Here is a 19183-nt window from a genome sequence, read left to right as displayed (position 1 = left end):
CTTTTTTGAACAGACAAGTTTTATAAAGTCCATTCGGGCCTTTCCCAGTGGCAGGTATAGCCATAGGGATTCTTTTGAAGATAATCCTGATGTTCGGCTTCCGCATCCCAAAAATCGGTTGCAGGCACTACCTCAGTAACAATTTTACCGGGCCATTTACCGGATGCTTCCATTTCTGCTATAAGTTGATTTGCGGTTTCACGCTGCTCTTCGCTCAGGTAAAAAATTGCCGAACGATACGATGTACCAACATCATTCCCCTGCCTGTTACGGGTTGTGGGGTCGTGTATCTGGAAAAAATATTCCAGTAATTTACGATAAGATATTTTCTCGGGATCAAAGGTTATAGCTATCCCTTCGGCATGTGTACCATGGTTGCGGTAAGTAGCATTTGGCACATCACCACCGGTATAACCCACAACAGTTTTTATAACGCCCGGTTGATGCCTTATCAGTTCTTCAACGCCCCAAAAACATCCCCCGGCCAATATCGCTTTTTCAGTATTCATATGTTGTTTTATATGTTTAGATGGACCTTGGTCCATTTATCAATTTTAAATAGAAGTGTAATATCGTGCAAATTGTTTGTTTGCAAACACCGGGTAAAAGTTGCCCCCTAAAAAATATTTACCTTCGAAACCAACCACACAATCCTACTATTATGAAATTGAATGTACCCGCTAAATTATTAATAATAGGCCTAAGCTCTATCATGGCCTTGTCATCGTTTACGGGTAAGCCAACGCCCCGGGTAAAACCCAAAATAGTTAACATCGTAAACTTTATACGCCTTTTAGAACCGCGCGACCCGGCCGTTACAGAAGATGTACTTTACCAAACGGTGGTTAAACAAGTGCACATCATGAATAAGTATAAGCTGCGCGGCACCTTTCTGTTACAGTACGATGCGCTGATGGATGCCCGTTATCAAAAACTACTCAAAAGCCTGCCTGCAGGTTCGTTTGAGATTGGCGCCTGGTGGGAAATTCCGCAGCCAATGGTGGAAAAGGCCGGGCTTAAATGGCGCGGCCGCTACCCTTGGGACTGGCATGCCAATATAGGTTTCTCTACCGGTTACACGCCCCTGGAACGCGAAAAACTTACAGATGTGTATATGGAAGATTTTAAAAAGATCTTCGGCTATTACCCAAAATCGGTTGGCTCATGGTTTATTGATGAGCATACCTTGAATTACATGTATGAAAAATACAATATCGTAGCATCAAGCAATTGTAAAGACCAATATGGTACAGATGGCTACACACTCTGGGGAGGCTACTGGAACCAGGCCTACTATCCAAGTAAAGTAAACTCTTATATGCCGGCGCAAAATCAGCGTAACCAGATCCCTGTTCCTATCTTCCGGATGCTGGGCAGCGACCCGGTAAGGCAATACGATACCGGCTTTGGCACCACTTGGCAAGGTGTGATTACCCTGGAGCCTGTTTACCCAAAAGCAGGCGGCAGCAAACAATGGGTAGATTGGTTTTTTAAAGAGCTGGTGGAAGGCGAACCGATGGAGTTTGCATATACCCAGGCCGGGCAGGAAAATTCCTTTATGTGGGATGCTATGGCCAAAGGTTTTGAAATTCAGATGCCGCTTATAGCCAAACTGAGGGATGAGAAAAAAATAAAGGTTGAAACGCTTTTAGAATCGGGCACGTGGTTTCGGAAACGATATAGAACCACTCCTGCCACTTCAATGACCGTGAATAATGACCTTGGCAACAGCGACCGCAAAACCGTTTGGTTCAACAGCAAATATTACCGCGCCAACCTGCTTTGGGAAGAAGGCACACTACGCTTTAGGGATATTCACTTGTTTGATGAAAAGCTACCTTCAGATTACCTTACCAAAAAAGTAGAAACAAATGTGTGCGCTTTTTATACCCTCCCTTTTGTTGATGGCTACCTATGGAGCACGCCCAATGATATTGCCGGTTTAAGGTTTAAAGCGATAGAAAATGGCAAAGAGGTTATGCTAACCGGCGGTAACCCAAAAGTGACCAACCCCGTACAGGGTAAACTGCATATTGTTTGGCCGCTAACAGACAAAGGTACGCTTGTAATGGATCTGGACGAGCGTAAATCGGTTATATCAGTTACCGGTAAATACGCCGCCAATTGGTTCTTAGACCTTAATACCGCGCCAAAAGCAGAACTGCCTTTTATATCCGTCGACAAAAGTAACATAAGCAGCAGATTTCATGATCTGAACTATTCGGTGACTACCCCCGACGGAGAGTTCTCCAAACCCGGTGATGGCAAAGTATTTCGTGTAAAACCTATTAAAAACACCTTAACACTTAATTTTGCCGCGGGCAGATAATGCTGTTTATGTTAATAGTTTTATGGTTGGCTTGACGCCAATTATTTTACTTTTGCAGCATGACTGATGAGGAGCTGATAGCCTATTTTGAACACGCCAAATTACCCGAAACTTTACGTTTAGACAGGGCAACCACACAATACAATGTTACACAGGCGGTAAAAAACAATATCGAGCTCATGGCCGATCCAACTAATCACCGTTGCAGGCACCGTTTACGCAGGATAGCCGCCGCATTTGAAAAACCATACGACGGCCCCGAAATACCACGATTTTAAAACACAAAAGCATTTAGCATTTATTCTAAAGGCTTTTGCAACAGAACTGCCCCCTTGCTTAAATAGCTAAGCTTTCAATCTTTTTCACATACTCGGTTGGGATATCTTTAGGGTTTATTTCAATGGCTATGATCACAGGGCCATCTTTGTAAGCGAATGCCAGCTCAAGTGTTTCGTAGAACTTATCGGTATCATTTACACGGAAACCCTTTCCGCCACCAAAAACTTCGGGGAAATTTTCATACTTCCAGCGGTTAAGGGTATTAAAACCGATTGATGGCGTAGATGGGTCGGTGTAAAATTTTTTGTCCAACAAAAACTGTTCTATACCATAAAGCCCGTTATCTATTACCGCTATAATGGATGGTATTTTATATTTCACCATGGTAGAGAACGTTTGCGCTATCATTTGGAAACCGCCATCGCCACTTACAATTATTGGCCTTTTGCCTGTTGCCAAGTGCGCGCCTATACTGGCCGGTGTGCCCTGCCCGATAGAAAGCCAAACAGGGTTTGCCAAAAACATTTTAGTGGACGGCATGTGCAGGTCTGATGCCGGATAGCTGCTTAAGCATGTATCGGCCACCATCATCATCTGGTCGCCTTTATCACTCAGGAATTTATTGATGGATTCAAAAACACCATCATGTGTAGGCTTATCAGCCGGTTTCCGCAGTAACTTTTGTGTTTCAAGCGCCTCGTTCCTGCCGGCGCTTAAAAGTTGGGCTTGTTGGTGTGATATTATGCCTTCTAAAAAGCCTTTCAAAGCCACACCTTCAAATTCTCCCGATGCTATGCGTGCCTTACCGTAAGATACATCAACCATAGTTTTATACTGCGTTTTTACCAGCGAACCGTGGTCTATTCCAAAGATACAACCCAGGGCAATAAAGCAGTCCGAAGCCTCGACATAACGGCGTGGGGGTTTATTCACCAGGTCGCTGTCGTAAGTGCCAATAAACAATTCGTGACCCTCGTCAATAACCGATTTAGACAACAGTGTGGTACAAAAGGGTATCCTTAGCTTTTCAATAACCGCCAGTGCATGCTTCTCAAGTCCTCTCCTGCATATTTCCGAACCCAATAAGATCACCGGCTCTTTAGCATCCGAGACGCGCTCAAAAAACGCTTTTAAAACATCCTCGTTAGTTTTGGCTTCCTCTTTAGCGGGTTCCTCTTCTGTAATGGCAATTTCCTTATCCCAAAAGTTATTGGCAACCTCCAGGTAAACCGGGCCGGGCGTTTCTGCGGCATTTTTGAACAGGCCTGAGATCAATTCCTGCGCGGTTGAAAGATCGGTAAGTAATTCAGCAGCAACGGTTACGTTTTTATAGATCTCCAGGTCGGCATTGCGTTTACCGGTAGAGTGCGAGAACAAGATACCATAATTATACTGATCGGCCTGTTCGTTTTCGGTTGGGCCACCATTTAACACGATCATGGGTACCTTTTCCGTGTAAGCGCTGGCTATGGCGTTTATCATACTCAGGTTACCCACACCATAAGACACCGCCACTGCCGACATGGGCGCGAACCTACCGTAACCATCAGCTATATAACCCGCTTCCAGCTCGTTTACGGTTACTAGGTATTTCATATCGGGGTCGTTATCTACCGCGAAATAAATACCCGCGCATGATGTGCCGGGCACACCAAATATGTGGTGGCAGCCATGCTTTTTTAAGCAATGCAAAATGTATTGTGCTACAGTCATGATCTTTTAGGGGCTTAAGAGTTGTTAACGATATAGGTACAGGCATCAATGGAAGATTCCAGCGAACCCTGGATCCAGGAGTGGGTGAGCGAACAATGTTCTCCCGCCAGCAACACCTTGCCGTCCGGTGTTTTTAATTCCTGGTATAAAAACTGGTGCTCGCCGGGGTTAAAGAACGCGAAGGCGCCCGAACTCCACGGATGCGTGGTCCAGCTCCAGCGTTTAACCTCGGTAATATCCTCGTCCAATATGTATGGGTGTATTTTTCTAAGTTCTTTAAGCACAAAAGTTTTCAGGGCCTCTTCGGGCAGTGCATCCACGCGCCTTGCCTGTTGCCCCCAGGTATACGAAGCCAGAAGAAACGATGGCGAATTGGAAACCTTTGGGTCGCGGTTTACGCAGTTATCTGATGGGTACCAGGTATGCCCGGCAGGGCCGTCATAAATGCTGCCGCCGCCAAAAATATCATCTTTTAATTCCCAAAAACGGTTACGGGTTTTTACCACAATTTTGGTTGATGAATCATAGTTCACCCTGCGGATAGCCCGTATTTTTTGTGGCGATAATGCACCGCCTACATCCATTTTTGATACCAAACCAAGCGGCGCGGTACAAATCACCCAATCGCCGGTAACTTTTACTTCTTTATTTGCTGCATCCCTGTAGTAAGCATCAGCAGTATTACCATCCTGATGTATCTTAAATACTTTGGCAGATATAATGGTTTCCTTTTTCAGGTGCCCATAAACGGCTGTGGCAAGGCTGTCGGTACCGTTCTCCAGTTCGGCAAAATCCTTAGGGTCCCAGGTCGCGTCCATCTCCTCGCGGATATGCTCGGCAAGCGAGGTTTGTAAATAGGTTTCTAAACCAAAATGTGTTAGTACATATTCGGTAGCTTCTTCGCTGAGGCCGGCTTTTTTAAAAGCCTCGTACAAGCTACTGCGATCGAGTTGCTTAACTTTATCTGTAGTAGGCGTAATACTAAAAATATCCTCGCGTTCCTCTAATGTAAAGTTGTTTATAATATCAAGCACAGCCTCGGTCCACAAATCAGATAAATTTTTATCTTTCTCTACATCCGACAGGTTGAATAACAACTTCGAAGCATCTATACCTTCATCGGTACGCTGAAAACGCTGCCCACGGATATAGGAGAACGTTTTTTTACTATCCTGCACAAAAGGGCGTAATATTAAACCCTGCTCGCTAATGTAAAGGCGGGTAAGCGTATGGCTTTTAGGAATGCGCATGGCGCCAAGTTCGGCGTGCAGGTCGCCATCCCGCCAGGTGCGTAGGCGGCCTCCAATGTGGTCGTCCTGTGCTTCAAGCAGGATAACATCAAAGCCTAACATCTTAAGCTCGTGGCCTGCGCTAAGGCCCGCAATACCGGCGCCAATAATTATTACTTTTTTGCCCGCGCTAACTTTTATTTCGCGCAGTTCCTTTAATTTTTCTATATACTCATCTCCCCTGAATTTGGCGGGGTCTTCAACAGAAGACTTAAAAAGCAGCGGGGCCGGCTTAAAGCGGTAAAATCTCATAAATGTGGGTTTAGGTTGTTAATAACTAACGCATAGCAATTTATCACAAAAAACAGGAAAATGATTTAAACTTTCCTGTGTTTTAATAAGTGATATTAAAAGATCTGGTTTCCTTCCGGAATCCTGTCAAGTTCCGCAGCCGATACTTTCCGGATCTTGTCCCAGCTAAAGTTGAAATTGTTAAAGGCAATGGGCGACATGATCCAGCGTTTAACTCCGTTACTAACAAAGTAAACTCTTTCGGTAGCGGATGCCAGATAGGCCCTATCGGTAATTGGCTCGCCAATAAGAACCGAATTACTGTTAACTTCCTGTATACCGTTCCAATTTTTGAAGAGCTGATTATAGGTTTCGGGATTGGGAATCAGATGCGCCTTTTTATCTATAATGATATACACCCCGCCTTTTATATTCAGCGTAGAGCCTTCTTTTTTCAAAAACTGATAAATACCGTCACCTGTTGGTATGGCGTTTTGTTGAGCCGGGCTGATATGCTTTATGGCTTTATCGTTAAAATGGTATTTTTTAAATACCTGTGGCGAGGCTATCCAACGCTTAACACCGTCTACCACCAGGTAAACCCTATCGCCGTCGGCTTTAGAGAGGTAGGCACCTGCTGTAAGTGGCCTGCCTATTTTCTGCAAACCCTCTTCAGATTTAATTACACCATCCCAGGTGTCAAACAGGTTCTTATAAGTTTCCGGATCGGGAATGTGGCGTACCTGCCCATCCAATATCAGGTAAATCGCATCTCCTACAGAGATCCTTGAGCCTTCTGTCCATACTGTAGTTGCTTCAGGGTCAATAGCATCAGGCGTTACGCCTTTGATATCCGGCCATGCCGGGGCGCCATTGGCAATTTTACCTTCGGTAAGCAAGGTTGTAATAGCTGTTATAATAATACCCGTAGCAACTTGCCCGGCTTTACCGTTTTCCATCATCTGCGGTTTATCGGTAGCTGCTTTTAAAATTAACCAGGCTATATATTCTTTCAGCGCTTCTTTTCTAACTACGGCGGGGGCAACACGCGGAATGTTATAAATATCGTTCCCTACACGTTCGGCAGTTATGTTGGCACCAAGTTTTATCAGATCACGCTTCTTTTCGTTACACCCGGTAGCTAATATACCAAACACATCATACTCCTGCCCTTCAACGGCAATTTTTAAAAATACCGATGCAACCGCCTTACTTATAGCCAATTTATATTCGGGTGTAGGTTGGCTGCCCTTATCGCCATCAAAAGCGATAACAATAGTATCAATAACTTCCTTAGCATTCTTTTCCAGGAAGTTTATAGCAGTAGTGGCACCATCTATAACACCCTGAGATATGGTTATTCCTACATCTTCTATAGCATGGGCAACATCTTGTGCTAAATCGCTAATCGCTATAAACGCTTTATAGACACCCATTTCAATAGTTATTATACCATCTTTAATGGTGTTTACTACGGTACGGGCCCCCTCTGTAATATAATCAAAAAGGTCTTCAAATGCTTTACCAATGTCGTCAAAAATGCTCATGTTAATTAGGTTTAGGGTTAATAATAAGATGCTAATGTACAGCAATACATGTAGCCCATCAAGGCCATTTAGGGCTTAACACAAAGGGTTATATCAGCTTATTTTAGATAAGTTTAATAAGGCCCATCTAACGGTTCGGTTGTTAGGTCAGCACTTTCAAAAGTGAGGTTAACTGATCTGCTACCGTTTGGGCGGGTACGGTGAATAACGTTTTTGGGGATGGTGAATAGCTGATTGGGAAACAGTTCAATGGTTCTGTCTTCAAGGTCGATGAAGATCGAACCCTCTATCACCATAAAGGTTTCATCGGAATTTGGGTGGAGATGCCAGAAATAAGCTTCGGTCATCACGCTCATACGCACTACATGGTTGTTAACCTGTGCAACCGGAATATTCTTATAAACGTCTGTAGCGGCATTTTGCGCTATATCAATTACAGTGAGGTTTTGGGTATCCATATTGTTGAGTTTTTTAGTAAAGGTCGTTAAAACTCAATACGATTACCCCAAAATGAATAATTTAAAAAGATCAAACTCCTAACATACGGTGTTGTAAAATACCAACTACGTAAGGCGATACAATTTTAATGGTATGCTCCACGTTAAGCGGAATCTCGAGGAAACTACCGCCATGGAGATGATAAGTATCCTTACCAACGGTACAAATACATTCGCCTTTTAAAATAAAAAAGCTCTCAATGAAATCGCCGTGTGTTTCTTCGGGCACATCAAATTTGGTTATAACCAATACCTGCGACAAATGGGGTGTACTGGTTAATGGTTCTGCAAAAAAGTCCTGTTCGAGATTTTCGGGGATCAGGTGTTTAAGTGCATCTATCCATTGCAGGTGGTTAGCTTCGGCATTTGTAAGAGGCAGGTGTTCCAGATCCAGAGCAGGGAGATCTTCGGCGAACCCAAGCGTGGCAAGTAACCTGCTTTTGATATTAGCTGATGGATTAAGGGCTGTTAAATCGGCTAATTGTTCATAAGCTATCTCAATAGCGGTCAATTCGGCCTTAATCTCAGGGTATTGCAAACACAAACGAATAACATACTGCTGCTCTGCGTCATTTAACATACCAAGGGTATACACCTCAAGAATGCCACTTTCCACTAATTGTTTAATATCCATTAATTATTGGGGGCGCAACAGTATTATTATTGATGCCCTGCAAAGATAAGTATTTGGTAATTAGCATACTTTTGCATTTTAGAAGTTTTAAGAGTAAATTATTCAAATTAGTTGTATTCAATCCTCGTCTTTATAAAACTCAGGTTCTATAGCTACAGACAAGAGTGCTTCTATATGTTTATCTAATAATTTTTTCCACCAAAATTGATAGTTGCGCGGGTAAACCACACGGTCTTCATGATCTCTACGGCAAAGCTCTTCTAATGCCAGTAATTTGTACATTACCTTGCGCGAGTGGTCTACAACAGAATGCGAACGCTTACTATAACCTAATAGTGCATTAATTTCGCGGTTGGTGCGACCCAGGAGTATCAAATTAAAAATATCAATGTGATGGGTAGAAAAACCCTTCGTTTTTAAGGTTGGCCTTGTTATGGCAATCGCGTTTTTCATAATTATGGTTCTCCTTATGTTATAATTATCCGGTTAACCTTAATTACGTACAATTTTTTAAGTTTGATTGAAAGCAGTTTGTTCAGTTACGTTATTGCTGTTCATTTTATTCATTTTAAAACCTTTTGTTTGTTCTGGCATCAGTTATATTTCCGGTTGGGTGTGAGAATTTAGGGATAAACTATTTTGGCAGCATACCTGCACTACAGATTACTAATTCTGGTTAATTAATAGCTACAAAACTTAGCGTAAAATAAAGATATGTAGTTGTAATGTTAAATATTGCAAATTAAACGCGCTGTTTTTGCCACGCGTTTATTAGTTAGTATATTTATCAAATAATGCTTCGCAGTGGTTGGCAAAGCGTTTATAAACCATTTTGTTGTTGCTGATAGGAATCCCCCGCCTAAACGCGTTACCTTATCAATTCACAATATTAAAATGAAAAGCCCTGCACTATCTATTTTATTTAAACCAATAGTTTTGGCATTGCTTATAATTAGCAGCTTTACAACAGCACGTGCCCAATTATCGGCTTCTATGCCATACCGTGCCCCCAGGCCCGATACTACCAACCAACCCTTGCCATTTATCGAACCTAAAGAAACAGTTGCCAATACCGTTGTTACGAATATTTTTGAAGATGATGATGATAATAAGTTACAGAAAACCATCTCGCTAAACCTGAATAAGACCCAGGAACGCAAACAATTGATGGGTTACCTTAAACAGCTTGAATTAGGCAACACCGTTGCCGAAAACGAAAAAAATAACAAGGCCCTATACCGTTTCGCCAACCTTTTTGCAAGGTTAAAAATGTACCCCCTGGCCATGAAATGCTTTTTTAAAACCATAGATAAGGCAAATAAAAAAGCAAGAAAAAGCGAAGCGAAACATAATGACAATGATGACGATGACGATGACTTTACCATTGCCGACCTACCCATTAATGCAAAGGACGACTCGTTGCTTAACATACAGGCCGAGGTTTTAAAAAGATCTAAAAGCAAATACACCAACTACAAACGTATAGCAAGTACATTTAATGATGGTAAGGCAACCGAAGCCTATGCCCTGCTTTTTCATGTGAAGCAGCCGGTATCGGGTAAACCGCAGGTGTTTAAATTTAGCAACACCGGCCATACCTTTATTACACTTATAAAGTACAATGCCGATTCTACCTACGTATCTTGTTCTTTTGGTTTTTACCCCAAAAAAGAAAAAATTTTGTTTGCCACGCCCTGGGATCCATCGGCCGAAGGGCAGTTGAAGGACGATGCAAGCCACCAATGGGACGAGGTTGTAGGCAAATTTATATCTAAAAAGAGTTTTGAAAGAATCCTGAACCTCACCAAAAAATATGGCGATCTGGATTACCACCTTAGCAATAACAATTGTACCGATTTTTGCCTGCAGGCTGCTTCAATGGCCGGTTTAAATATTACCAACACTAAAGATAAGTGGCCATTGGGCTATGGTTCAAACCCTGCAACCACAGGCCAGAGCATTTTAAACGGCGGCTATAATAATACCGACAAGCAGCCTAATACCAATATTTTTAAAAGCCTTAATATTGACGCTGCTGTAAAATAACTACCTGTGTGCGGCCCAAAAAATAGCGTTTGTAAACAATCTTGTATAGGCAGCATTATTGAAAAGGTTTGGCGAGTGCCCCATAAATATATATACATTCCGTGCTTTGTAATGATCGTTGGTCCATACTACCGGGTGATCGCCCATGGTAACTTTGGTTTGTTTAGGATCATAGCTTGATTCATCTGCACTGGCCAGCACATGTACATTAGCCCTTGGGCTTTTATCGTAAGTATACCATTCCTCCTGCCTGATGATAAATGATGCGGGTATGCCTTTCATTACCGGGTGCTGCCTATCCTCCACATTTACCTTTCCTTTAGCAAAAGTAGCAATGTAATCCTTCCACCGTATGCCGCCCATAAACCGCCAGAACCAATCCCACATAGGGTAACCATCAAATTTGCCCAGTAAGGTTGCATGGTGGAAACCTATCCAGCCTCCCCTGCCCTCATTGATATATTTTTCAAAAGCGGCAGCAGCCTTTGGTTTCCATCCGTAAGGGGCGTAATCGAGCTGAATAAATAATTGATATTGTTTTAGAAAAGCATCGTCTATCTTATCCGTATTTTGAATATAGTCGATAGAAAAACCTTTATGGGCTGCCAGTTGGTTTAACCACACTTTGGCACGCTTAGAATATGCTACATGATGGCCGCCATTCTCATACAAGGCAAGTACTTTAAATGCTTTACCTTTTTGCGCGCGGGCTGCGAGGCTTATACAAGCAGCACACAATAGCAGCAAAATCTTCTTCTTCATTCCCGAAATTTAAAATATTCCGAGGAACTTTTTGCGCTTTTTCTTTTTAACAGGGGCTGGTTTTACTTTTACAGAATCTGTTGAGGCGGCAATAATGGCCCTGGTTGCTGCGGCCCTTTTTGCCGCCATTATTTTACGGTTGTAAGCCCTCATAACACTATCGTGCGCATAAGGCCTCAGTACGAAAGGAGGTTTTAAATAATCATTCGAGGTATAATATACAGTCCGCACTTCACCAGCCGATGGCTTGCTAAAGAACGAATACACAAATAATGCGAAAAGTACCAAAGCTACGGTTACAACAGCGGCGAGCAGCTTTTTGGGTAAAAACACCAGATTTTTATTACGCTCGTATAGCCCCTTTACCTCGTTAAACCTGGCGCCGGTTTCGTTGGCGTAATGTTTTAACGACAGCAGTTGTTCCTCTTTTTTAACCACATCCTGCTGGTACTGGGCTACCATGGCTTCCAGTCGCTCGTTCTCGGCCTGTATGGCCGCGGTGCTTAGTTTACCATCTGCCGAAAGGCTGCCGTTAATAATAGCATCATGCAATTCCACGCCGTTTTTAAAACGTGCATCGGGCGATTTCTGCAGGCATTTATCAATTACATCTACAAGCCACTGCGGTATCTGCAATTCCTGTGTTTGTTTTAAAGTGCTCCAGGCATCGGGCATGTTTTTTTTACGCGCCTCACGCAAGTCGGGCACCGGGGCTTCCATATGTGCAAGCATAATGGCATTGCGGCCTGTTTCGCCATTGCCTTTAAGCGGGAAAGGCACTTGGCCGGTAAGCAATTCGTACAGGATAATGCCATAACTATAAACATCGGTTTGCAAAAGCATGGCGCCATCGTGCTGCTCGGGTGCCATAAACTCTATAGCACCGGCGTGGCGGATGCTGCTGCGGCGTTCTTCCTCGCTCATAATAGCCAGGCCAAAATCCAGCAGCACATAATTACCTGTGTGGATATTATATTTTACGTTATTGCTTTTAACATCTCCGTGTTTAACACCAACCTTATGGCAATGGGCCAAAGCATTAGCAAGCTGGTCGGCCACGCGGATAGCCTCCTTTAGCATAAAGATCTTTTCGTGCGGCGGTTGCAGCAGTTCGCAAAGATCCGGCCCCTCAATATATTCCATTTCAATAAACGGAAGGGAGCCGCTTTCGGTAATGCCCGAGCTTAATATCTTCACCACATTAGGGTTGGGCTCTTCGTTTACCTTTTGCAGCTTGGCAACCTCATTACTAAAATTGCGAAAGTTCTTATCGTCCTCGCTTTCTGAATGGATAGGCGTTGGCAACAGCTTTACAGCAGTTAGCACAGGCCCCATTCTGCGTCCCTTATACACAGACCCCTGCCCGCCGGTACGCAGGGCGCCAAGGTTCTCTAAGCCATCTGTTATGGTAAAAACTTTACTCATTTACTGCCGGTTGGTAACTAAATTCTAACACTGCCGATTCGCCCAGTATGATCTGATCGCCCTCCTGTAACTGGTGGCCGATATGGGTGGATGTTAGCTTAATAATATCTTCACTCTTTTCCGAACGGATCTTGATCTTATTACGGGGTGGTATGCCGCCATCATCGGCAAAAAGCATAAACCGGCCTGCGTCATTATTCCATTCAATACGCGCATGCTGGCGGCTAACATATTTATTGGCATCGCTTTGGCTTTCGCTTGGGAACGCGATATGATTGGTGCGAAAAAATCCATCGTCGCCCTGCGCCTTTTTATCTCTGCCTATGTGCAGCTTCTCGGCATCGGATGTTAGTTTGTATTCTTGTTGCTCTGTTTCGCCACTTAAAGGGCGTATATATGCTACAGCGCTTTGCTTAATAAAGTTTTTACTTGTTTTAATGAAAAAAGCGGCATCCAGTTTAGCGGCCCTTATCGCCTCCGGCGGAAACTCTTCGGTAAACAACACTTCCATCAACCAGCTTTGCGGCAGGTTAACGGCATAATCATCGGCAATGCGCTGCACTTCATCCTTAAAAACTTCGGGCTCTTCGGTATAAACCGCAGCTTCGTACATCGGAATATCGGCTGCCGGGGCATTTACATAAAGTATCAATCCCCTTATATTGCCCCCTTCACCACCTTCGGCTTTTTGCAGTTCCTGCTTAATAAATTGCAGCAACTCGTAACGGATGCTTTTTACATCCGCCGGCCTTTCCGGTTTATCACTTTTAAACAAATTAAACATAATGCTGCGCTGTGCTCCTATTATTGAACCTTAAAACTCTTTTTATATTATGCTAAACCCAAGCATTATTCACTTGTTTGCTCTTTAATACTTTTAATGTATCCTTTTTCTTTCAGAAACGGAATAACATGCTGCGCGGCAAGCCTTACCGCGTCTGACGAGCCTTTGGTAGATTCTATCCTTACGCAAACCACCACATTACCGCTGCCATCCGCTTTCGGTGCGAAAAATACATACCAGCCATCGTTAATCTGCTGCTTCTTCCAGATCCTTTCGGGCGTACCTGTTTTACCGGCAACTGCAAGGCCCAATATCCATTCCTTTGGCGCGCTTTGCTCTATCATGTATTGGCGCATCAGGGCAGCATATTTAGGATCGTTTGTAAGCTTAACGCCGGGCTTAACCGCTGTTGCAGAATCGGCTACCTTTAACACGTACCTGTTTGGCAAAATTGTACCGTGGTTAGCTATTCCGGCTGCCATACGTGCGACCGCGGCCGGCGTAGCTATCAGCTCACCCTGCCCCCATGCCATACCAGAGATACCTTTTGCCCGGGTTTTACGGATATTATTCGGGTTATATTTTGGCTTGGTATTGAACTCGGTTTTGCGCCAAAGCTCTCGCCATTTTTCTTCCTGAGCCGCGTTCTCTTTATCCCTGCCATAATAATAGCCTCCAACACCGTGCAAAAACATACCTGTTTTTAAATACACAGTTGCCATATCTTCCTGCAAATGCTCTTCATTGGCTAATTTAATAAAGTAAACGTTGTTTGACTTTGCTACCGCACGTTCAAGGGTTATCAGGCCGGTTTCATCAGGCTCCAAACCTTTGGTACGGATGCGTTCGTAGCTTGCCACATTATACTTTTTATCGGCAGCGGCCAGCCCCAGTTTATTGAATGACGCTATGGATGTGGCCAGCTTTGCCGTAGAACCGGGCTGCGTTGCCAGCGTAAAACCAAGGTCCTGCGTGGTAATCCATTGCGATAGCTGGTTCTGCTCATAATAGCTCATGGTCAATTTTTCCCAATCGTGTACGGGTGGCAGCGGATAGTTTGCAGACGTAAGTACATCGCCGGTGTTAGATTCCATCACCACAACAGACGCACGGTTATCAAGCAATGAGGTATCGGCAGCCATAGAGTTTTGGATGCTGCTTTGCAGGCCTGCGTCCATGGTTAGCTTCACATCCCGGTTGCGGTTTTTAAAGGCCTCTACTTCTTTGCTGTTTATGCCTGCAATAAGCAATGGCGCTATCTCGCTGTAATCTTTTTTCACTACGGTCATTTCTTTTACGCCACGGGCCAAAAACCTGTCTTCGCGGTAGCGGTTAGCCGTAACGTTATATTTTTCTGTCGGCATTTTAAAACCGCGCAATTCGGCGGCATGCTCATACTCTGCAAAATAACCATTAGGGCTGCCATTGAACACACCCGTATTGGCATCGCCCGTCCAAAAGAACATCTGCGCGTCGAACGGGTAATACCTGTCTAACCGCTTGTGCATGGCCGAATCTATATTATAACCCTGCGCACCTGCCAGTACCAATTTACGGTGCTGCTTTTTTACCATCTCCGGCTTGCTGGTTGCCAGTAGTGTGCCGGTACGGTCATACAGATCTCCCGCCTGCAGCCTGTTCATTAAAATAGCGATGCGGGGATTATAGCTAAACATCCTGGCGCCGCTTTTATCGGCCACGAGGGCGGGCTGTACCACCCATTTTTTATTATTGAATAAGTACCTCGATACGTTAACCGTTAATAAAGTAACGGCTACAAAGGCAGCTATAAGCGCGGGTACTAAATTTTTATCCTGCTGGCGCGATATATAATTCATTTGCACCGGTGTGCCTCTTACTAATGATGCGGAGAGCAAAAAGCCCGATGCCAGCAAGTTTGCAACCAGCGACGAACCGCCGTAACTCTGGAACGGCAGCGACACCCCCGACAATGGTAGCGCACCTGTTGAGCCACCTGCAATGAGTACAAACTGCACAAAGGTGGATACGCCTATCCCGGCACATAAGTAAAATAAAAATGGTGTGCCTGTTCGCCGCCCTATTAATATAGACCGATGCAGGTAAACTAAAAACAGCACAAAAATGCAGACTATACCCGTCCAGCCAAACTCCTCGCCCATTGACGGTAGTATCATATCGGTATGTGCTTCGGGGATGGTTTTGGCAAAGCCCTCGCCCACGCCCTGGCCGCTTACACCGCCACTGCTCATGGCCCATAGGCCGTTGGCTACCTGGTCGCCGCCGTACACTTCATTATTCCAGGCATCCTGCCAAATGGCTTTACGGTCTACCAGCCTTTGTACCGGGCCGGGGAATAGCTTGCCTAAATATGGGATTTGATCGATAGTTAAAAATGCTGCCATAATGATCAAAACCATCATAGCCGATTCGCTCAGTTGCCTGCGTTTAAACAGCATGAACAATGCCGCGATACCCGCGGTAATCAATGCCGAAAGCCAAACATTTTTAACCACCCACGATACAATAACATAAAGTACTACCGCCCCTGCCATAAACATAAAATCGCCTCGGGAGAACGAGAATAGTACGATGAACGTGAAACACACTACCATGGCCGGCCCAAGGTCGCCTAGTAAAAGGAACAGTAACAGGGTTACCAAAATGGCAATGAGCGCGAAAGAGAAGAACGACCAGCGTTTGCTCCAACTGGTATATTCGCTTATCAATTTTTCGTTAGCGGCAAAAAAGCCCGCAAGGAAGAGTATAATAAGGTATTTTACGATCTCGCTGGGTTGAAAGCCAAATAAATTAACTTTTACACCGCTACCCTCGGGGCCTGTACCAAGTTTAATGGTCATGGCCAATAAGGTGGCGGCCAATGCCACCCAGGGCCAGCCATTAGCGGCATTGCGGTTATTTTTGAATACCAGCATGCGGTAGACCCATGAATCGGGCGTAAACCGGCGAAGCTTTAATTGCAGCATTACCAGCATGGTAAACAAACCTATACCCAGATAAACCAGCATATCCTTAGCCAAAAACCTGTCGCGAAGCGGATCCTGAAGGCTCAACAAGGTAAGGAACGATAAGCCTGCAAGGATCATTACCACGGGCAATATCAATTGATCTGACGTGCTGAATTTCCACGAAAGCAGGATATGAACGAACAGGAATGCCCCTATAAATACGCCCGAAATGATAAGAAACCATTTATTAAACTCTACCGGTGTACGGATAATAAGGGATTTCTCTTTCTTAAGGATATTAAAATCGCGGGTGGAAAAAAGCCTTATGGTGTGTGGCGATTGCATGAACGTTAAACTTACATCCTCATCTAAACTTTGTACCCCCTGCGATGTGCCGAATTGATAGCCCGGTTGTAAAGGCAGTAATTTAAACGCCTTACCTTCGGGCAAATTTTTAAACTCCGCAACGCCTTGTTCATTAGTACGGGCATAAGCCGTTAGTGCTTGCAGGCGTTTTTTACCCGCGCTATCCGGCAGGTAAACTTTTTTATAGCCGTTGCCGTTCTCTGTTATTGGTTTCAGTTCATCAAGTTCCTCGTCGGTAAAAATACTGTCCTGCGGCAAAATCATATCCAGACGAACCAACACACCTGAAACAGGCTGTTTTTTATTGGTGATTATCCCACTGATGCTATAGCTGCCCATGGCCAGGTTGGTAACATTTGGCACTTTTACAGGGTTATTCCGCTCACTTACAAACAGTGTCGAATCCTCCCCTGTATAACCCAACAACGACCTCGAAGCCGCGACACGCGCCTTAAATGATTCGCCCCCTTGCTGAAAGGCGTCATCTGCACTGATAAAATACTTGCGTTTATTTAGCTCGCCTATGTTATCAATTTTTTGCCCGGTGCCAATATTATTGGCCACCGTTTGGGTGATCAGATCAATATCGCGCTTGTCTTCAAAGTAATATCCTTTGGTAAGCAGGGTTTTAAGCTGCCCGGCCGGGTTTGGCGCGTTCAGGTTTATCATGGTGCCATCCTGCAGGCGCTTATCTACATCGGCAAAACGCATTTGTATAACCGTGTATAACCTAAAAAATAGGAATACAAACAATACGCTTATCAGCAACAGGAACGCCCTCTCCTTCCAGCGGCTTTCCGTTTGTATCTTATCGGGCTCCATTAGGCTTAACTGATGTTTGATTATTAACGGTTTGCGGGTTAACTTTCGTAGCCGGGAAGTCGGCTGTTACAGGCTTATCTGCAAGCAATTCGTATTTACGCTGTACAGGCAGGCGGCAATTGGTAAATTGTGTGCTTTTTAACGCAAATCCGGTGTTTTGCAGTTCTACCGCTACATCAAAGCCACTAAATTTAAAGTTCTCTAAAACGATTAGCTTACTATCCTTGCCTACTACCAAGGCCGGGCCTTTGTAGGCCGTATCGCGCTGTAAAACAATATCGCCCTTTACACGGATGTATAAAGTATCCTGATCGATATGCAGTGTATCGGTTAGAATAACAGGGTTTTTGAACGATGTATCTGACAATGTAAGCGTATCGCCCTTAAAGGCATCTATAGCATCCTGTAATTTAACCTCATCTGCATTACGCAACTTTTCTGCAGGTGTAACAGACGGCGCGGTTGGTTTGCCGTTGTTTTGTTTTGACATATATAGCCAAATGCTTGTGGCTAAAAACACCAGGCACAGCAGCCCAAGTATTATGCTTAAGCCGTTACTTTTATGTTGGGTCATGGCTGGTTCAGTTTTGAATCGTGGTTCTTGTTTTAACTGGGGGCGTGATGCGGTTACCCCGTCATCGTTCTCATCATTCCTTTTCATAGGCTGCGATGTGGGCATAGTTGCCTGCGGGCGCTGCTGCGGTTTATCATTTTTAACCAATACCACCGTAACGTTATCCCGCCCGCCATTATCGTTAGCAGTATTAATAAGCAGGGTAGCTTTTTCCTGCAAAGGAATATTTTGGGTTACGATATCCAAAATGGCTGTCTTGTCAACCATGTCTGTAAGGCCATCGCTGCATAGCAACAGCATATCGCCCGGCAAAAATGGCGACTGCCCAGTTTCTATGAAACTTTCATCGGTATCTATCTGGCTGGTAAAGCCAAGCGCTTTATTGATCTCGTTACGTTTAGGGTGGTTCATGGCCGCGGTTTCGGTAAGCCTGCCGCTATCTTCCAGGAAACCCACAAAAGAGTGGTCTTTAGAGATCTTAACCAACGAACTATCGCGCAGCAAATACAAACGCGTATCACCCACGTGCGCGTAAAAAAATTGGTTGTGCTCCACATCAACCAAAGCCATGGTAGCTACACAGGCCATGCTTTCCAGCTCTTTGTCGCTCGCCTTTTTATCTGATATTTGGGCGCTGGCCAGCTTAAAGGCATCTATCATGCCCGGTATTATCTCGCCCTGCAGGCCGCTCAGGCGGTCAATAAAAACCTCTTTAGCTATAGCGGCGGCCACTTCGCCACCGTTGTAGCCGCCTACCCCGTCAATTACCGAAGCCAATAACATGCGGCCACCCATCACTTTTTGGGTAATAAAGGTATCCTCGTTATTGGTACGTACCTTGCCGGTATCGGTTAATCCAAAATAGTTTTCAGCCATTGCGTTTACCAGATTTTTTAATGTCAATAAAGTGGGTTACCAACAGGCAAAACCCTATTGC

General features: G+C 44.4%; 15 protein-coding genes. 3 read left to right on the top strand and 12 right to left on the bottom strand.

Annotated elements, in window-relative coordinates; translation table 11 throughout:
• Positions 1-20: 20 nt before the first annotated feature.
• Positions 21-509 (bottom strand): peptide-methionine (S)-S-oxide reductase MsrA, encoded by a 489-nt coding sequence (gene msrA, locus ACFQZI_RS05705; protein WP_377139587.1) that lies wholly within the window; start codon positions 507-509, stop codon positions 21-23.
• Between the two features lie 152 nt (positions 510-661).
• Between msrA and ACFQZI_RS05700 the strand changes: the two genes are divergently transcribed.
• Together ACFQZI_RS05700 and ACFQZI_RS05695 are read left to right on the top strand one after the other, a co-directional pair.
• Entirely contained in the window at positions 662-2329 is a 1668-nt protein-coding gene (locus ACFQZI_RS05700) for a hypothetical protein (RefSeq protein ID WP_377139584.1), read from the top strand.
• A gap of 59 nt (positions 2330-2388) precedes the next feature.
• Entirely contained in the window at positions 2389-2607 is a 219-nt protein-coding gene (locus ACFQZI_RS05695; protein ID WP_377139582.1) for a DUF6965 family protein, read from the top strand.
• Positions 2608-2665: 58 nt separating this feature from the next.
• Here the strand turns inward: ACFQZI_RS05695 and ACFQZI_RS05690 are convergent, their stop codons facing one another.
• From ACFQZI_RS05690 to ACFQZI_RS05665, 6 genes are all read right to left on the bottom strand, one after another.
• The gene (locus ACFQZI_RS05690) at positions 2666-4321 is read right to left on the bottom strand and encodes a thiamine pyrophosphate-binding protein (protein ID WP_377139579.1); all 1656 of its coding nucleotides are present in this window, start codon (positions 4319-4321) and stop codon (positions 2666-2668) included.
• A gap of 14 nt (positions 4322-4335) precedes the next feature.
• Positions 4336-5862: a flavin monoamine oxidase family protein gene (locus tag ACFQZI_RS05685; RefSeq protein WP_377139576.1), complete on the bottom strand. Its 1527-nt coding sequence runs from the start codon at positions 5860-5862 to the stop codon at positions 4336-4338.
• A gap of 95 nt (positions 5863-5957) precedes the next feature.
• Positions 5958-7388, bottom strand: a complete 1431-nt coding sequence (locus ACFQZI_RS05680) for a hypothetical protein (RefSeq protein ID WP_377139573.1) — start codon at positions 7386-7388, stop codon at positions 5958-5960.
• A gap of 113 nt (positions 7389-7501) precedes the next feature.
• Positions 7502-7846, bottom strand: a complete 345-nt coding sequence (locus ACFQZI_RS05675; protein WP_377139571.1) for a cupin domain-containing protein — start codon at positions 7844-7846, stop codon at positions 7502-7504.
• A 70-nt stretch (positions 7847-7916) separates the two neighbouring features.
• The gene (locus ACFQZI_RS05670) at positions 7917-8519 is read right to left on the bottom strand and encodes a cupin domain-containing protein (protein WP_377139568.1); all 603 of its coding nucleotides are present in this window, start codon (positions 8517-8519) and stop codon (positions 7917-7919) included.
• Positions 8520-8636: 117 nt separating this feature from the next.
• Positions 8637-8972: a hypothetical protein gene (locus ACFQZI_RS05665; RefSeq protein WP_377139565.1), complete on the bottom strand. Its 336-nt coding sequence runs from the start codon at positions 8970-8972 to the stop codon at positions 8637-8639.
• A gap of 441 nt (positions 8973-9413) precedes the next feature.
• On the opposite strand from ACFQZI_RS05665, the gene ACFQZI_RS05660 reads away from it, so the two are divergent.
• A complete protein-coding gene (locus tag ACFQZI_RS05660; protein WP_377139562.1) occupies positions 9414-10565 on the top strand; it encodes a hypothetical protein in 1152 nt (383 codons plus the stop codon).
• Here ACFQZI_RS05660 and ACFQZI_RS05655 read toward each other — a convergent pair whose 3' ends face one another.
• From ACFQZI_RS05655 to ACFQZI_RS05635, 5 genes are all read right to left on the bottom strand, one after another.
• On the bottom strand, positions 10566-11327 hold the full coding sequence (locus tag ACFQZI_RS05655) for a ThuA domain-containing protein (protein WP_377139559.1): 762 nt from the start codon (positions 11325-11327) through the stop codon (positions 10566-10568). It abuts the gene before it with no gap.
• A 9-nt stretch (positions 11328-11336) separates the two neighbouring features.
• Positions 11337-12752, bottom strand: a complete 1416-nt coding sequence (locus ACFQZI_RS05650; RefSeq protein WP_377139556.1) for a serine/threonine protein kinase — start codon at positions 12750-12752, stop codon at positions 11337-11339.
• Positions 12745-13536, bottom strand: coding sequence for an FHA domain-containing protein (locus ACFQZI_RS05645; RefSeq protein ID WP_377139554.1), 792 nt, complete (start codon positions 13534-13536; stop codon positions 12745-12747). Before ACFQZI_RS05645 ends, ACFQZI_RS05650 begins: the two co-directional genes overlap by 8 nt.
• 65 nt (positions 13537-13601) lie before the next feature.
• On the bottom strand, positions 13602-17672 hold the full coding sequence (locus ACFQZI_RS05640) for an FtsW/RodA/SpoVE family cell cycle protein (RefSeq protein WP_377139551.1): 4071 nt from the start codon (positions 17670-17672) through the stop codon (positions 13602-13604).
• The gene (locus tag ACFQZI_RS05635) at positions 17659-19122 is read right to left on the bottom strand and encodes a PP2C family protein-serine/threonine phosphatase (RefSeq protein WP_377139547.1); all 1464 of its coding nucleotides are present in this window, start codon (positions 19120-19122) and stop codon (positions 17659-17661) included. Before ACFQZI_RS05635 ends, ACFQZI_RS05640 begins: the two co-directional genes overlap by 14 nt.
• Between the last annotated feature and the right edge of the window lie 61 nt (positions 19123-19183).

Source organism: Mucilaginibacter lutimaris, assembly GCF_042676625.1.
Lineage (GTDB): Bacteria > Bacteroidota > Bacteroidia > Sphingobacteriales > Sphingobacteriaceae > Mucilaginibacter > Mucilaginibacter lutimaris.
The sequence above is the reverse complement of the archived record's forward strand: the minus strand, read 5'-3'. Positions and strand labels throughout refer to the sequence as shown.

Bases quoted from the DNA above. Each gene is read 5' to 3' on its own strand.
- ACFQZI_RS05695 (WP_377139582.1), top strand. From the start codon at position 2,389: ATGACTGATGAGGAGCTGATAGCCTATTTTGAACACGCCAAATTACCC.
- ACFQZI_RS05660 (WP_377139562.1), top strand. From the start codon at position 9,414: ATGAAAAGCCCTGCACTATCTATTTTATTTAAACCAATAGTTTTGGCA.
- ACFQZI_RS05635 (WP_377139547.1), bottom strand. From the start codon at position 19,122: ATGGCTGAAAACTATTTTGGATTAACCGATACCGGCAAGGTACGTACC.
- ACFQZI_RS05685 (WP_377139576.1), bottom strand. From the start codon at position 5,862: ATGAGATTTTACCGCTTTAAGCCGGCCCCGCTGCTTTTTAAGTCTTCT.
- msrA (WP_377139587.1), bottom strand. From the start codon at position 509: ATGAATACTGAAAAAGCGATATTGGCCGGGGGATGTTTTTGGGGCGTT.
- ACFQZI_RS05700 (WP_377139584.1), top strand. From the start codon at position 662: ATGAAATTGAATGTACCCGCTAAATTATTAATAATAGGCCTAAGCTCT.
- ACFQZI_RS05680 (WP_377139573.1), bottom strand. From the start codon at position 7,388: ATGAGCATTTTTGACGACATTGGTAAAGCATTTGAAGACCTTTTTGAT.
- ACFQZI_RS05665 (WP_377139565.1), bottom strand. From the start codon at position 8,972: ATGAAAAACGCGATTGCCATAACAAGGCCAACCTTAAAAACGAAGGGT.
- ACFQZI_RS05655 (WP_377139559.1), bottom strand. From the start codon at position 11,327: ATGAAGAAGAAGATTTTGCTGCTATTGTGTGCTGCTTGTATAAGCCTC.
- ACFQZI_RS05640 (WP_377139551.1), bottom strand. From the start codon at position 17,672: ATGGAGCCCGATAAGATACAAACGGAAAGCCGCTGGAAGGAGAGGGCG.
- ACFQZI_RS05670 (WP_377139568.1), bottom strand. From the start codon at position 8,519: ATGGATATTAAACAATTAGTGGAAAGTGGCATTCTTGAGGTGTATACC.
- ACFQZI_RS05675 (WP_377139571.1), bottom strand. From the start codon at position 7,846: ATGGATACCCAAAACCTCACTGTAATTGATATAGCGCAAAATGCCGCT.
- ACFQZI_RS05645 (WP_377139554.1), bottom strand. From the start codon at position 13,536: ATGTTTAATTTGTTTAAAAGTGATAAACCGGAAAGGCCGGCGGATGTA.
- ACFQZI_RS05690 (WP_377139579.1), bottom strand. From the start codon at position 4,321: ATGACTGTAGCACAATACATTTTGCATTGCTTAAAAAAGCATGGCTGC.
- ACFQZI_RS05650 (WP_377139556.1), bottom strand. From the start codon at position 12,752: ATGAGTAAAGTTTTTACCATAACAGATGGCTTAGAGAACCTTGGCGCC.